The organism is Pseudomonas sp. 91RF, from assembly GCF_003576265.1.
Classification (GTDB): Bacteria; Pseudomonadota; Gammaproteobacteria; order Pseudomonadales; family Pseudomonadaceae; genus Aquipseudomonas; species Aquipseudomonas kribbensis.
On the sequence record NZ_QWFC01000031.1, the window covers coordinates 66,802 to 82,894 of the forward strand.

The 16,093-nt window shown below is 63.8% G+C and carries 4 protein-coding genes; all 4 read left to right on the forward strand.

Annotated features, from left to right (window positions below; genetic code table 11):
• Positions 1 to 199 precede the first annotated feature (199 nt).
• Positions 200 to 10,723, forward strand: coding sequence for an autotransporter-associated beta strand repeat-containing protein (locus tag DXT77_RS17105; RefSeq protein ID WP_119428512.1), 10,524 nt, complete (start codon positions 200 to 202; stop codon positions 10,721 to 10,723).
• 230 nt (positions 10,724 to 10,953) lie between these two features.
• A complete protein-coding gene (tssI, locus tag DXT77_RS17110) occupies positions 10,954 to 12,957 on the forward strand; it encodes a type VI secretion system tip protein TssI/VgrG (protein ID WP_119428513.1) in 2,004 nt (667 codons plus the stop codon).
• Positions 12,954 to 13,820, forward strand: coding sequence for a DUF4123 domain-containing protein (locus tag DXT77_RS17115; protein ID WP_119428514.1), 867 nt, complete (start codon positions 12,954 to 12,956; stop codon positions 13,818 to 13,820). Before tssI ends, DXT77_RS17115 begins: the two co-directional genes overlap by 4 nt.
• On the forward strand, positions 13,817 to 16,093 hold a 2,277-nt coding region (locus tag DXT77_RS17120; RefSeq protein WP_372238679.1), incomplete at its 3' end, for a toxin VasX. The genes DXT77_RS17115 and DXT77_RS17120, both read left to right, overlap by 4 nt.

Below are 16,093 nucleotides of genomic sequence, written 5' to 3' on the forward strand. Positions count from 1 at the left end.
CGGCTGGAAGTATCACCGCAGCGCCTTATCGCACAAAAGTATTAACACTATTTAATCAATGCCCCATCGCAGGGCATCAACTAGCGTGTGTCTGGAATAGACGGTTTATCTGATGACCGTCATACGCTTGATACGCGTGTTGAATCTTGCCGCCGTCGCACGCCTTCAAGGATGAAATTGGCCACGAAAGGAGTAACCCGTGGAAGCAAGGTTTGGTGTCGCCCTCGTTTCGCGCTTTTCCCCACTTTCCCTTGCAGTGCACCTGAGCGTCGCCGGACTTCTGTTCGGCGGGGTCAGCGAGCAGGCGTTCGCCACCTGCTCGGCCGCGGGCTCCACGATCACCTGTTCGGGGGTTCCGACGCTGCCGCTGTTTCTCAATGACTACAGCAGCGCCAGCAGCGGCCTGACGGTCAACGTCACCAACGGCGCGCAGATGAATTCCACCCTCGGCGGCAAGGTGATCAACCTGACCGGGGCCAATATCAACCTGAACAACTCCGGCACTATCGACCCGGCGTTGCTCGGCCTGGTTTCGATACTCAGTGGCGGTGCGTTCATCGGCACCGGCGCGACCAGCACGGTGAGCATCGCCAACAACACCACCGGGCTTATTCGTGGCACCGGCATGTTGCTCGGCCTCAACCTGACCAGTATCGACGGTCTGGGGATTGCCGTGAACAACTCGGTGTCGGGCACGACGACCATCACCAACGACGGCACGATTACCTCGACCGGGCTGTCGGTCGGCGGGATCACCCTGGCCGATACCCCGGTGGTCGGGGTGTATGGCGGTTCGCAAGTCAACATGACCAACAGCGCCAGCGGTACGATCAACGGCCGGGTCGCGTTCGAGACATCGGTGGCGGGCAACACCTTCACCAACGCCGGTAATATCACCGGCGGCGTGTCGATGGGGGCGGGCAGCACCAACACCTTCTACGCAATCACCGGTTCCAGCGTTAACGTCGGTGACGGCGTGCAAGTCTCTGTCGGCCTTGGTGGTCTGATCGGCGTCAACCTGACTTTCGCCCCGACCGGCACGATCGATGGCGGGGCAGCCGGTACCAACACGCTGATCCTGCAAAACCCGATCGGCCTCGGCGGCGGCACCACCGGCACCGGCACGGCGTCCAGCGCGGTCTACGTCAACTTCAACAACCTGACCCTCAACAGCGGCACCTGGACCTTGCAGGGTCCGTTGGTCAGCGGTGCGACCACGCTCAATGGCGGTGTCGCGCAGTTCAACGACAACGGCGCGTTCGGCAGCGGCGTGTTGACGTCCAATGGCGGCATCCTGCAGGCCAGCAACGCCGGGTTGAACATCAGCAACCTGATTACCCTCGGCGCCGGTGGCCTGACGGTGCAGGGGACCAACGCCACAACGCTCAGCGGCGTGTTGTCCGGCAGCGGCGGCCTGACCAAGATCGGCAGCGGCCAGCTGAGCCTCAACGGGATCAACACCTACACCGGCAATACCGTGCTCAATGGCGGGGTGGTGCAGGTGGGTAACAACCAGGCCTTCAGTACCGGCGGCATCACGGTGGGCGGGTCTTCCAGCATTTCGGCATCGAGTCCGATTTCGTTGAACAACGCGATCACCCTCAACAGCACACTGACGGCGACCGGCACCGGGGCCCTGACCCTGGGCGGGCTGATCAGCGGAGCCAGCGGCCTGACCAAGACCGGCAGCGGCAGCCTGACGCTCAGCGGCGCCAACACCGGATACAGCGGCACCACGACCCTGAACGCCGGCACCTTGCGCGTCGGCAATAACAACGCGCTGGGCAGCGGGGTGCTCAATACCGCCGCCGGCACCAGCCTGGACAGTACCGCCAACGTGACGTTGGCCAACAACATCGGCATCACCGGCTCGTTGAACGTACTCGGTGGCAACGCCCTGACCCTGTCCGGCATCCTCTCCGGCACCGGTGCAATTACCAAGAGCGGCACGGCCAGCCTGACCCTGACCGGCAACAACACCAACAGCGGCACCACCGCGCTCAACGGCGGCACCTTGTTCGTCGGCAGCAACACCGCCCTCGGCACAGGCGCATTGAACGCAGCGGCCGGCACCACGCTGGATGCGACCACGGCGGTGACGCTGGCCAACGCTGTGGCGCTGGCGGGCGGGCTGACCATCGGCGGCACTCAGGCACTTGGCCTGAGCGGCGTCATCAGTGGCGCCGGCAGCCTGATCAAGGGCGGCACCGCGAACCTGACTCTCAGCGGCAACAACACCTTCTCCGGCGGTACGGCGCTGAATAACGGGACGCTGATCGTCGGCTCCAACACCGCACTCGGGACCGGCGCACTGACCACGGCGGCGGGCACCACCCTCGATGCCAGCACCACCGTGGCACTGAGCAACGCCGTCGCCCTCGGCGGCAACCTGAACATCGCCGGCAACGCCAACCTGACCCTCGGCGGCGTAGTCAGCGGCAGCGGCGGACTGACCAAGAACGGCGCGGCCAACCTGATTCTCAACGGCGCCAACACCTTCAGCGGCGGCACCACGCTGAACGCCGGCACCCTGACCGTCGGCAACGCCGCCGCGCTGGGCAGCGGCGACCTGACTGTCGCCAGCGCCGCGACCCTGGACAGCAACACCGCCGTCAGCCTCGGCAACAACGTTGCGCTCAACGGCAACCTGAGCATCGGTGGCAGCAACGGCCTGACCCTGGGCGGCGTGCTCAGCGGCGCCAGTCAGTTGATCAAGAACGGCACCGCCAACCTGACCCTCAACGGCGCCAACACCTTCACCGGTGGCACCGCACTCAACGCCGGCAGCCTGACCGTCGGCAACGGCGCGGCACTCGGTACCGGCACGCTGACCGTGGGCGGAGCGGGCGCAACGCTCAACAGTAGCGCCAACGTCACGCTGAACAACGCGATTGCGCTGAACGCCAACCTGACTGCCGGTGGCGCCAACCCGCTGACCCTCGGCGGCGTGATCAGCGGCGGCAGCAACCTGATCAAGACCGGTTCTTCAACGCTGACCCTGACCGGCAACAACATCTACACCGGTTCGACGTCGCTGAACGCCGGGACACTGATCGTCGGTTCCAACAGCGCACTCGGCACCGGCGTGCTCAACGCCGGCAACAACACCACGCTGGACGCCAGCACCGCGACGAGCCTGGCCAACAACGTCAACCTCGGCGGCAACGTGACCATCGGCGGCAGCAACGCGCTGACCCTCGCGGGTGTGGTCTCCGGTGTCGGCGGCCTGACCAAAAGCGGCCCCGCCGACCTGATTCTCAACGGCGCCAACACTTACTTCGGCAACACCGCACTTAACGTCGGCAAATTAATTGTCGGCAGCAACACCGCGCTGGGCAGTGGTGCGCTGAACGCGGCAGCCGGCACGACGCTGGACACCAACACCGCCGTCACGCTGGGTAATCAGGTCAACCTGGCCGGTGCGATGAACGTGGGTGGCAGCGCAGACCTGACCCTCACCGGCACTGTCGCGGGAGCCGGCAGCCTGGTGAAAAACGGCGCGGCCAATCTGAACCTCAACGGCACCAACACCTACGTCGGCGGCACCACGCTGAACGCCGGTACAGTGACCGCCGGCAACAGCTCGGCCCTCGGCACGGGCGCCTTGACTGTTGGTGGTGCAGCAACCCTCGACAGCAGTTCGCCGCTGGTCAGCCTGGCCAACGCGGTCGTGCTCAATGCGGCACTGAGTGTCGGCGGCACCCAGGACCTGACCCTCGGCGGTGTGATCAGCGGCGCCGGCCAGTTGATCAAGAACGGCGCGGCCAATCTGACGCTCAATGGCAGCAACACTTTCGGCGGCGGCGCTACGCTGAACGCGGGCACGCTGACACTGGGATCGTCCGGTGCCCTGGGCAGTGGCGGCCTGACTGTCGGTGGCGCAGCGACACTGGATAACAGCAGTCCGCTCAGCGTCGGCAACAACATCACGCTCAATGCCGACCTGACCGTGGCCGGTAACAACGGTCTGAACCTCAGCGGTGTGATCGACGGTGCCGGCAACCTGATCAAAAGTGGCCTGGATGATCTGACACTCAGCGGCACCAACACCTTTACCGGTGCGCTGAATATCCTCTCCGGCAGCGTCAGCACCTTGACCAGCGGCGCACTCGGCAATACTTCCGGCGCCAACATCAGTGCCGGCGCGAGTCTCAACCTGGGCAGCAACGGCAGCCTGAACGGACTGAGCGGCAGCGGCAGCGTGCAGATCGGTGGCGGCAACACGTTGACCGTGGGTGGTGTCAGCAGCACCAGTACCTTTGACGGTAATCTCGGCGGCGGTGGCGGCCTGACCAAAGTCGGCACCGGCACACTGAACCTCACCGGCACCAACGGCATCACCGGCAACACCAACGTCAATGGCGGTACGCTGAACCTCAGTGGTTCGCTGGCCAGCAATCAGGTCAACGTCAACAATGGCGGTACCCTGACAGGCAGCGGTTCTGCGCTGGGCACAATCACCATCAACAATGGCGGCCATCTGGCGTTGTCCTCGGGCAATACCCTGTCGGCCGCGTCGCTGATCCTCACCGCCAACAGCAATGTCGACGCAAGCCTCGCCACGCCATCGACCAGCTCGCTGATGAACATCGGCGGCAACCTGACTCTCGACGGTAATCTCAATGTCACCGATGCCGGCGGTTTCGGTGTCGGTGTCTATCGGCTGTTCAACTTCATCGGTGCACTGACCGACAACGGCCTGACCGTGGCCGGCGTGCCGGTGGGTTACGGCCTCGGCGACATCCTCGTGCAGACCCTGGGTAATCAGGTGAATCTGGTAGTGTCGGCGCCGAACACCAACCTGCGTTTCTGGGACGGCAGCCAGACAATCCCGAACGGCACGGTGGATGGCGGCACGGGCACCTGGGATGCCGGCGGCACCAACTGGACCAATTCCAACGGCACGCTGAACCAGACCTGGGCCGGCGACTTCGCGGTATTCCAGGGTACGGCAGGCACGGTATCGGTCAACGGAACGCAACTGTTCACCGGGATGCAGTTCCTCACCAATGGCTACAACGTGGTCAACGGTACGTCGGGTCTGCTGACCGCGGTCAACGGCAGTGGTGGCACCACGGCGATGCGGGTCGATCCGGGCGTGACCGCCACGGTCGGTGTGAACATCGACGGCAGCGGCATTCTCAACAAACTCGACGCCGGCACCCTGGTGCTCAACGGCGCCAACAGCTACACCGGTGGCACCCAACTGGACGGCGGCACCCTGGTGGTCGGCAGCAACACCGCGCTGGGCACTGGCGCGTTGATCGCCAATGCCGGCACGCAACTCGACAGCAACACCGCCGTGACTCTGGCCAACGCCGCCACGCTGAACGGTAATCTCACCGTGCTCGGCAGCAATGCGCTGACCCTCAACGGTGTCATTTCCGGTACCGGCGGCCTGATCAAGAACGGTTCAGCCAGCCTGACCCTTGGCGGCAACAACGCCTTCCTCGGGCCGGTGGCACTGAACGCGGGCGGTCTGATTCTGGCGTCGAACAGCGCGCTGGGCTCGGCCACCCTGAACGCGGCCAACGGCACCACACTCGATGCCAGCGGCGCCTTTAGCGCGAGCAACGCGATCAACCTGGCGGGCAACCTTGCTATCGTCGGCAGCAACGATCTGACATTGTCCGGCGCGATCAACGGCGCCGGCAGCCTGACCAAGAACGGTGCGGCCAACCTGATCCTGAGCGGCGCCAACAACTTCCTCGGTGGCGTCACCCTCAATGCCGGCAGCCTGACCGCCGGCAGTAACGGCGCCCTCGGCCTGGGCAACCTGACCGTGGCCGGTGCCTCGGCGCTGGACAGCAACACCTCGGTGTCGCTGGGCAACAACGTTGTGCTCAACGCCAACCTGACCAACACCGGCAACAGCGACGTGGCCATCAGCGGCGTGGTCAGCGGCACCGGTGGACTGATCAAGAACGGCGCGTCCAACCTGACCCTCAACGGCATCAACACCTACAGCGGCGGCACCACGCTGAATGCCGGTACCGTGACCCTCGGCACCTCGGCGGGCCTGGGCTCCGGCGCGGTGACCGTGGCGGGCGCGTCGACCCTCGACACCACGGCGCCGCTGGTGCTGGCCAACAACCTCAACGTCAATGCCAACCTCAGCGTGGCCGGCAACAACAACCTGACCCTGGGCGGCGTGATCGCCGGGGCCGGCACCCTGACCAAGAACGGTCTGGCCGACCTGACGCTGACCGGCAACAACACCTTCAGCGGCACCTTCGATGTGCAGTCCGGCAGCCTGACCACCCTGGGCAACTCGGCACTGGGCAGCAACGCCGGGGTCAATCTCGGCGCTGCGGCGACCCTCAACCTCGGCGGCTCCGGCAGCCTCGCCAGCCTGACCGGCAGCGGTACAGCGCTGATCGGCGGCGGCAACACCCTGAGCATCGGCGGCAACAACGCCAGCAGCATTTTTGACGGCGTGCTCACCGGCACCGGCGAACTGAGCAAACTCGGCACCGGTACGCTGACCCTGACCGGCCTCAACAGCCTGACCGGCAATACCACGGTCAACGCCGGCACCTTGAACGTCAGTGGCTCGCTGGATAGCGCCAGCGTACTGGTCAACAGCGGCGGCACCCTGACCGGCGGTGGCTCGCTCGGCGGGGCGGTGACCGTGGCGGATGGCGGTCATCTGGCCGGCGCCACCGGCAGCACGCTGTCGGTGAATTCGCTGGTGTTCAACGCCAACTCCAACTTCGACGTCGGTCTCGGCGCACCGGTGTCCGGTGGCGGCAACGCGCTGGTCAACGTCGGTGGCAACCTGACCCTCGACGGCACCCTCAACGTCAGTGACATCGGTGGCTTCGGCAGCGGTGTGTATCGCCTGATCAACTACACCGGCGGCCTGACCGACAACGGCATGCTGATCGGCACCGTACCGGGCAGCGTCACCCCGGGCGACCTGACCCTGCAAACCGCGCTGGCCAACCAGATCAACCTGCTGGTCACCGCCCCGGGTGTCACCGTGCAGTTCTGGGACGGCAACCAGCTCGTCGCCAACGGTTCGGTGGATGGCGGCAGCGGCACCTGGGGCACCGGCACCACCAACTGGACCGATGTCAACGGCACCACCAACCAGGCCTGGACCAACAGCTTCGCAGTGTTCCAGGGCGCGGCGGGCACCGTGACTGTCAACGGCGCGCAGACCATCACCGGCATGCAGTTCGTCACCGACGGCTACAGCCTCCAGAACGGCACGGCGGGTTCGCTGAATCTGGTCAACGGTTCGCTGGGCAATGCCACCGTGCGCGTCGATCCGAACGTCACCGCCACCGTGGGCGTTGCGCTCAACGGCGCCGGCACGCTGGGCAAATACGACACCGGCACCCTGGTGCTCAACGCCGCCAACGGTTACACCGGCGGCACCGCGCTCAACGGCGGCAAGATTGTGGTCGGCAACAATGCGGCCCTCGGCACTGGTGTATTAACCGCCGCCAACGGTACGGCGCTGGACAGCAACACGGCGGTCAGCTTGGCCAATGATGTGGTGCTTAACGGTGGGCTCACCGTTGCCGGCTCCAACGCGTTGACCCTTGGTGGCGTGGTCAGCGGCAGCGGCAGCCTGATCAAGACCGGTCCGTCGAGCCTGACCCTCAACGGCAGCAACACCTACAGCGGCGGTACCCAACTCGCCGGCGGTACGCTGGTTCTGGGCAACAACAGCGCGATCAGCAGCGGTGCACTGAGTGTGTCGGGTAACGGCACCCTCGACAGCACCTCGGCGCTGCAACTGGCCAACGCCATCAACCTGGGTGCGCAATTGACCCTGGCCGGCAACCAGAACACCACGCTGATCGGTGCGATCACCGGCAGTGGCAGCCTGGTGAAAAACGGCAGCGGCGACCTGCTGCTCAGCGGCGCCAACACCTACAGCGGCGGCACCACGCTGAACGGCGGCAGCACCCGTGGCGACACCAGCAGCCTGCAAGGCGCCATCCTCAACAACGCGACGCTGACCTTCGAGCAGAACAGTGACGGCAGCTACACCGGCAATCTGACCGGTGCCGGCGTCCTGAATAAAACCGGTACCGGTGCCTTGCTGCTGACCGGCAACAACACCTTCACCGGCAACACCTCGGTGCAGGCCGGTACGCTGAACGTCAATGGCGTGTTCAACAGCGCCAACGTCAATGTCGCCAGCGGCGCGAAGATCGGCGGCAGCGGCCAGTTCGGCGGGGCCGTCCAATTGGCCAGCGGTGCGACCCTGCTGGGTGGCGGCAGCGCGACGCCGTTGTCGGTCGGATCCCTGGCGTTGTCTTCGGGGACCAATCTGGACTTCACCCTCGGCTCGGCTGCCAGCTCCACGACCGTGGTCAACGTTGTCGGCAACCTGACCCTCGATGGCACGCTGAACATCACCAACGCCGGCGGCTTCGGCACCGGTGTGTATCAACTGTTCAGCTACGGCGGCACGCTGACCGACAATGGTCTGGTCTACGGCAGCCTGCCGGTCTCGGCGGCCAATCTGACCCTGCAAACCGCGCTGGCCAATCAGGTCAATCTGCTGGTACAGAACACGCCGGGCGAGGTGCAGTTCTGGAACGGCGGCAAGACCAACCCGGACGGCAGCATCGGTGGCGGCAACGGCGTGTGGGGCCCGAGCACCAACTGGACCGACCCGACCGGCACTCAGGCGCTGGGCTCCAATGGCCAGTTCGCGGTGTTCGGCGGGCAGGGCGGGACGGTCACCGTGCAGGGCAATCAGAACTTCACCGGGCTGCAATTCCTCGTCAACGGCTACAGCCTGGTACCGGATGCCGGCGATACGCTGACCCCGGTCAACGGACCTGGCGGTACTCCGGCACCGATCCGCGTCAATGCCGGCGCCACCACGCAAATCGATGTGCCGTTGATTGGCTCTGGCGGGATCGAGAAACTCGACTCCGGCACCCTGATTCTCTCCGCAGCCAACACTTACAGCGGTGGCACTACCGTCAGCGGCGGTACGCTGATCGGTAACTCCACCAGCCTGCAAGGCAACATCATCGACAACGCTTCGCTGGTGTTCCAACAGAACACCGATGGCCAGTTCAACGGTCGACTGAGTGGCGTCGGCGCACTGGCCAAACGTGGCGCAGCGCGATTGCTGTTGACCGGCGACCAACCGTTCAGCGGCACCGTGTCGGTGGATCAAGGCGTGCTGCAAGTCGGCAGCCCGCTGGCGCGTGCCTCTCTGGGCGGACAAGTGACCGTCGCCAACGGCGCCGCCCTGAGCGGTAACGGCAGCGTCGGTTCGGTGGTCAACCACGGTGTCGTGGCCTCCGGTGGCGGTGACGGCACCTTGAGTGTGGCGGGCAACCTGACCAACGCCCCGGACGGTGTGCTGGCCCTGACCGTCAGCTCGCCAACCGCTACGCCTCTGGCTGTCGGCGGCACGGCAACCCTGGGTGGTGGCCTGCAAGTGAACAGCCTGGCGCCGTTCACCGGCAACACCGTGTACTCGCTGATCACCGCCGGCGGTGGGGTGAACGGCACGTTCAGCGCCGCCGATCTGCCTCAGTACGCGTTCCTCGACACGGCGCTGGTGTACAGCCCGGACGCGGTGAACCTGGTGGTCAGCCGTAACGGCAATTCGTTCGCCGACGTCGCCGCCACCCGCAACCAGCGCAACACCGCTTCGGCGTTGATGCGCAACGGTCCGGCGGGCGCTGCGTTGCAGAATGAAATCGTCAACCTCAGCGTGGCCGGTGCGCGTCACGCCTTCGACAGTCTGTCCGGGGAGATCCATGCCAGCACCGCGAGTGCGGTCCTTGAGGATTCACGTTTCGTGCGTGAAGCGGTCAATGACCGGATGCGTCAACCGACTTGCAGCGCGCCGGACGATCCACGCCGGACCCTGGCACCGAGCGACACCCAGTTGAGCAGCAACGGCTGCCACGGTGAAATGGTCGGCTGGGCCCGCGCCATCGGCGCCTGGGGCGACATGGGCGGCGACAGCAACACGGCGAAAGTCGATCGCAGCCTCGGCGGTTTCATGCTCGGCACCGACAAGCAACTCGACGATCAATGGCGCGCCGGGATGGCAGCGGGTTACACCCGTGGCAACCTCAACGCCCACGATCGCAACTCCGATGCGAAGGTCGACAGCTACCATCTGGCGGCGTATCTGAGTTCGCAGTTCGATGCCCTGGCGGTTCGCCTCGGCGCGGCTTACAGCTGGCACAGCATCGAAACCAAACGCGACGTCAGCGTCGGTGCCTACAACGATCGTCTGAAGGCTGACTACGATGCCCGCAGTGCCCAGGTGTTCGGTGAAGTGGGTTACGCCATCAATGCGGCCGGCGTGGCCATCGAACCGTTCGCCGGCCTGGCCTACGTCAACTACGACAGCGACACCGCCAAGGAAAAAGGCGGGGTGGGGCGCCTGAAAGGCGATGCCGATCAGGACATCACCTATTCGACCCTCGGCGTGCGCATCGGCAAGTTGGTGACCCTGGCCAACGGCAGTCAACTGACCCCGCGCGCAGCCATCGGCTGGCGGCATGCCTACGGCGACACCAAGCCGGATGCCGACCTGACCTTCATCGACGGCGGCGCGTCGTTCAGCACCCAGGGCGTGCCGATCGCCAAGGACAGTGCGCTGCTCGAAGCCGGCGTGGACTTCCAGATCAGCCCGACCGGCAAGCTCGGCATCGGCTATTCGGGCCAGGTGTCCAGTGACAACAACGACAGCGCAATGACCATCAGCTTCAGCCAAAGCTTCTGATCGTGGTCGAAGCACTTTGACCGCCCGAAAGGGCGGTTTTTTTTGCCAGATCACAGGCTGCGGCAGTTGCCTTCATCGGAACTCGGATCTTGCTGTAGGCATTTGTTAAAGCTGCAGGCTTGTTTCTGACGTCTCGGATATGTCCTACATGATTAAACGATTGTCCTGACTGCGTCGAACCGTAGACCCACGCAAAGTCCCGAGCCTGAAAAAGGCACAGGGAAATGTGAATGTTCGGCGCCAGCAAACCAGTTGTATTCAGACTCGATATAGAGGGTTTTTCCCACGACCTTCAGGTGTTCGAATTCCGGGCCCGGGAAGCGCTCAACCAGACCTACAAGGTCGAACTCGAGCTGGTCAGTGAACGCCGCGACCTTGATCTCGAATCCCTGCTGCACCGACCCGCCTTTCTGTCATTCTGCCCGGACGGCTCTGGCATTCACGGCCAGATCCATCGAGTCGCCCAAGGTGACTCGGGCACACGCTTGACCCGCTACCAGATTGTTCTGGTGCCACATCTGGCCTATCTCGCCCATCGTCATAACCAACGAATTTTCCAGCATCAGAGCGTGCCGCAAATCATCGCCCGCGTGTTGAGTGACCATGGCATGCAGCCGGATACCTGGCGCTTCCAGCTGAGCGCCGATTACCGGCCTCGCCCTTATTGCGTGCAATTTGACGAGACAGACCTGTTCTTCATCCAGCGCTTGTGTGAGGAGGAAGGACTGCATTTTCATTTTCAGCACAGTCCCGACAGGCACCTGCTGGTATTCGGTGATGATCAGAGCGTCTTCCCCGCGCCGACGGCACCGACGGCCTATGCACAAGGCAGCGGCATGGTTGCCGACGCTGTGGTCATAGACCGCTTCAACGTCCGCCTGGAAACCCGCACCACGCACGTCAGTCGCCGTGACTACCACTTCGAAAAGCCAACCGTGCAACTGGACGCCGAAGCCAAAGAGACGCGGCTTCCAGTGCTTGAGGATTACAGTTTTCCGGGTCAGTTCACTCATCGTGATCAGGGTAAGCATCTCAGTCAGCGGGCCCTTGAGCGGCATCGCGCCGATTACCGTCAGGCGCAGGGCCGTAGTGATCAAAACCTGATGCGCAGTGGCAGCTTCCTCGACATGAGGGAACACCCCCGCGACAATTACAACGGTTTGTGGCTGCTGACCAGCGTCGATCACCTTGGCCGACAACCGCAGGTGCTGGAAGAGTCGGCGACCGACCTCACTACCACAGACGGTTTCACTCAGGGCTATCGCAACCACTTCGTCGCGACGCCCTGGGACATCATTTTTCGCCCCGCCCTCGAACACCGTAAACCCCGAATCAACGGCAACCAGCATGCCGTGGTGACCGGGCCGCCCGGCGAAGAGATTTACTGCGATGTCTATGGCCGGGTGAAAGTCCAACTGCTGTGGGACCGCGAAGGCCAACTCAATGAACAATCCAGTTGCTGGTTGCGCGTAGCCACGGGCTGGGCTCATGACCAATACGGCAGCGTGCAGATTCCGCGTGTCGGCATGGAAGTGCTGGTCGGGTTCACCGAGGGGGATCCGGACAAGCCGTTCGTGCTGGGTTGTTTACCCAACGCCGTGACGCCAGTGCCGCTGGATCTGCCGGCAGAGCAGACGCGCAGTATCTGGCGCAGCCAGAGCAGCCCCGGTGGCGGTGGTTACAACGAACTGCGCATCGAAGACAGAAAAGGCGCGGAAGAAATCGCCATTCGCGCCCAGCGTGACTTTGTCCAGCTGGTGCTCAACGACCAGCGTGTCCAGATCGACAACCAGAGCACGGTGGTGGTGGGCGGGCTGGCCAGTCATGAATTGCGCAGCGATGAACACCACCTGACACACGGCAATCGCCTGACCGAAATCAAGCAGGACGATCATCTGTGGGTGCAAGGCGACCGCCACATTCGTGTCGCCAGTCAGCGCCTGAGCGCGGGCCAGCAGATCCATATTGGCGCAGGCCAGCAAGTGGTCATCGATGGCGGGACTCACGTGACGATCAAGGCCGGCGGGCATTGGTTGACGCTGGGGCCCGAAGGCATTTGCAGCAGCGTGCCGATTCTGCAGGGCGGCGCACCTGCGCCAGGAATGGCGGCGGAACCGTTGGTGCCTGGGGCGTTGCAGTTGTTGAAAGTGGCATTTGATCCGACTCGGCAACGCCACACCCTGGTGTCTGCGCGCGCCTCGCGTTGCCTGATCTGCGAGGCTGCCCGCGCGTGAGCCTTTTGACTGATTTGCCTGACGATTTGCCATGGACCCGACAACAGGCTTTTTTGCTGCTGGACGGGGCGACGATCAGTGATCTGCCAACGCGGTTGAAGCAGATCAGCCCTTCAGTCAGCACATTGGCTCTGTATGACCAGCCACCCTTCGCGGCACTGCGCGATCTATCGCCTCTGCTCGTGGCCATCCAGCGGGCTGACGAGCCAATGGCACGGTACTTCCTGCAACACGCGGCGCAAGAGTGGGGCGTGCTTTTGTTCAGCTGTGCGCCGATGCACAGCGTTGGCGAGCATTTGCGCAAACTGCTGAGTGTCGAATTGCCGGCCGGGCAATCGGCGCTGTTGCGGCTGGCCGATGCCGGGGTGGTGCATGCGCTGTATGCCAGTGGCGATCAGCGTTTGTTCGGGCCTTTGACCTGTGTGGTGACGGCGGACTGCGTCCACGATGCCTGGCACATCCATCGACCTCGGCAGGCTGAATGCCCGGAGCTTCCTGTCCCTTATTGCCTGAACCCTGAACAGAACGCGGCGCTGGATCAGGTTGATCGGCGCCGAGCGTTGCTGGATCTGGATGCGCACCTGTTGAAGCACTTTTCCCGATTCCATGTCGGAGAGAGCCTGACCCAGCGCTGGCCAGCGCTGCATCAAATGGAAGCCCAGGCCAGCGCGCTTGGCCTGTTCAGCCGATCCGAGTTGTTCAACTACGCCAACCTGTTGGCGTTGCTCGACAGCCGCGATATCGCCCGACACCCGCAAATCCACCACTTGTTTCACACGCCATCGCTGCAATCACCGGGCGAGCGTATCGCGCTGGCCGTTGATGTGGCGCAGCGTTGGGCCAGTCAAAGGGAACGCCCATGACCCATCCCGCCATCCTCGACGCTGCCGCCGCCTCGAAAGCCCCCATCGTTGCGCCCGCGGCTTGCCCGCTGCAACAAACCCATGTGCAACTGCTGCCGTTGAGCTACGGCCTGGTGGAAAGAGCGTTCGATCCGGGCACTGAATTGAAATTGCCATACACCTTGACCGCGCGCCCGCTGGGCATCCGTCGCCTGCGTGATGGCTGGCTTTACATCATCGACAGCCTCAGCGGCGAGCTGTACGAATACCGAATGCTCGACGGTATCGTCACGGCCCTGCTGCATCAGGGCAAACAGGTCAGCGAGGATCAGCGCGCAGCGATTGAAGCGCATCCGGCGCTGATCTTTCCCCGGCAAAGTACGTTGTACGTGACCTTGGCCGAGGTGCAGTGGACGGCGGACAAATGCCATCAGGTGCTGGACAGCAGTGAAGAGCGCAACCACTTCATGCAGGCGGTCGATCTTGCTCCGGTGAATTGCCTGACCGGAGGCGAGCATTTACTCACCGTCGAGCAGACCAGACGGTGGCTGGCGGAGGTGGCAGCCGGCGCCGAACCGGTCGCCGAAGTTGACGCGACGCGGATGCCCACCGTGCAGGTCAGCGACGCCCCCGAGCACGAGCGCGAACCTTATCTGTGGGAGCAGCCACGGCGCTTTCGCCCGGCGCACATCGGCGAATTCCTTGGCCGGGTGCGCGGGCCTTACCAGGACGACACGCTGTTTCTGCTGGTCAACGACGATCTGGGCGTGATGCGCGATCTGGCCGAGTATCAGGACACCGTGGTCGGCTGGGTCGATGAGTGGAGCAACAGCGGCCACAACGCGCGCGATTATCTGCTCGCCAGTTACATCGAATCGCTGAGCCAACTGAGCGACGCCGACGTCGACGGATTGGCCAAGGCCAGCGAACAGCCGCAAGCCAAAGCCCTGTTTGCCGATCTGGAACAGTTGCCCGAGCCGGAGCGCGAGAATACGCGCAAGGCGTTGCTCGATTATTTGAACAAGGGCGGGGATGTCCAGGCCGATGGGCCGGCACCGCCCGAACTGCAAAAACTGCGCGCTCAGGGTTTTGATGACGGCATGGGACAGAATCGTCTGGCCCCTGCGGCTGAGGTGGATCGGCGTTTTTATACGCGCCAGTACTTCGAAGCCGTCGCTCCCCAGGACTTTGTCGAACAGCATCTGGAGACGCTGATCCGCCTCGGCAAGGATCAGGATCGGCGCATCAAAGACGTGCTCGACGGCCCGCTACTCAGCGGTAAACGCGGGATCAACGACCTGATCGACCGCCCGGCGATGGACGAGCGACTGAACCTTCTGCGTGACGACCTCGGTCGCTGGAACCGCCTGCTCGAACGCATCACCGCCGACCGCACGCAACTGCTGGTCGCCGGACGCTTCCATCGTTCGGCCTGGTACTACGACGCGCAAGTGGCGGCGCAACTCCATCAAGCCCTCAGCGCCGAATACGCCTGTCTCAAGGACCTGTGCCGCAGCGACGAAGCCAGCGAAAAACTGCTCGGTTATCTGGAGGAGCATCCGGAACTGACCCGAACCGTCTTCTACACCTTGCCGCTACGCCTGCAATCGGAGCAGAGCGGGCAATACTCGACGCTGTTCAACGCGCTCATGGCCACGTTCAACAACCTGCCGGACTGGCTGGCCAGACTGAAAAAGATCGAACAACCGCAACTGCCGGCCCTCGACGAAATGCCCGAACACACCCGCGTCGTCGCGGCAGCAGTGCAAGACACCTACAGCCCGGCGCTGAACCTGGGCCTGAACCGCGTGCTGGAAGGCTTCGACCTGTCGGGCGAGAAAATCCCGGACCTCGACGAACTGTTCCAGCGCCTGCCCAAAGCACTGCGCTTGCGCCTCTTCGACGCGGCGAAAACCAGCGGCGTGACCTTCACCATCGCCAGCCCCGCAGAGCAGTCCGCGCTGCAAACGGCGATCAAGGAAGTTCTGCGCGAACGCGAATACCTCAAGACCCTCAACCGTGAGCGCAACCAGATCACCCACAACAAGAATCGTCAGGGGCACAAAACCCCAAGGGCGATGGAGTTGCAGGAAGAAATTGTGCGGGTACGGGCGCAATTGACGCAGATCGAAGGGCGATTGGCGGCAGCGTTGAGCCCGATTGAAGAACTGCCGGACCAATCGGCCCGGCTCTACGGCGCGACGCCTGCAAGGGCCGGGGTGACGGTGGTGTTTCCGCCGGCGCAGCAGCAGGAACTGCGCGGGTTGTTGGGGAATATTCGGATGGGGTTGGGT

Coding starts and splice junctions, on each gene's coding strand:
- tssI (WP_119428513.1), top strand. CDS start 10,954: ATGTTCGGCGCCAGCAAACCAGTTGTATTCAGACTCGATATAGAGGGT.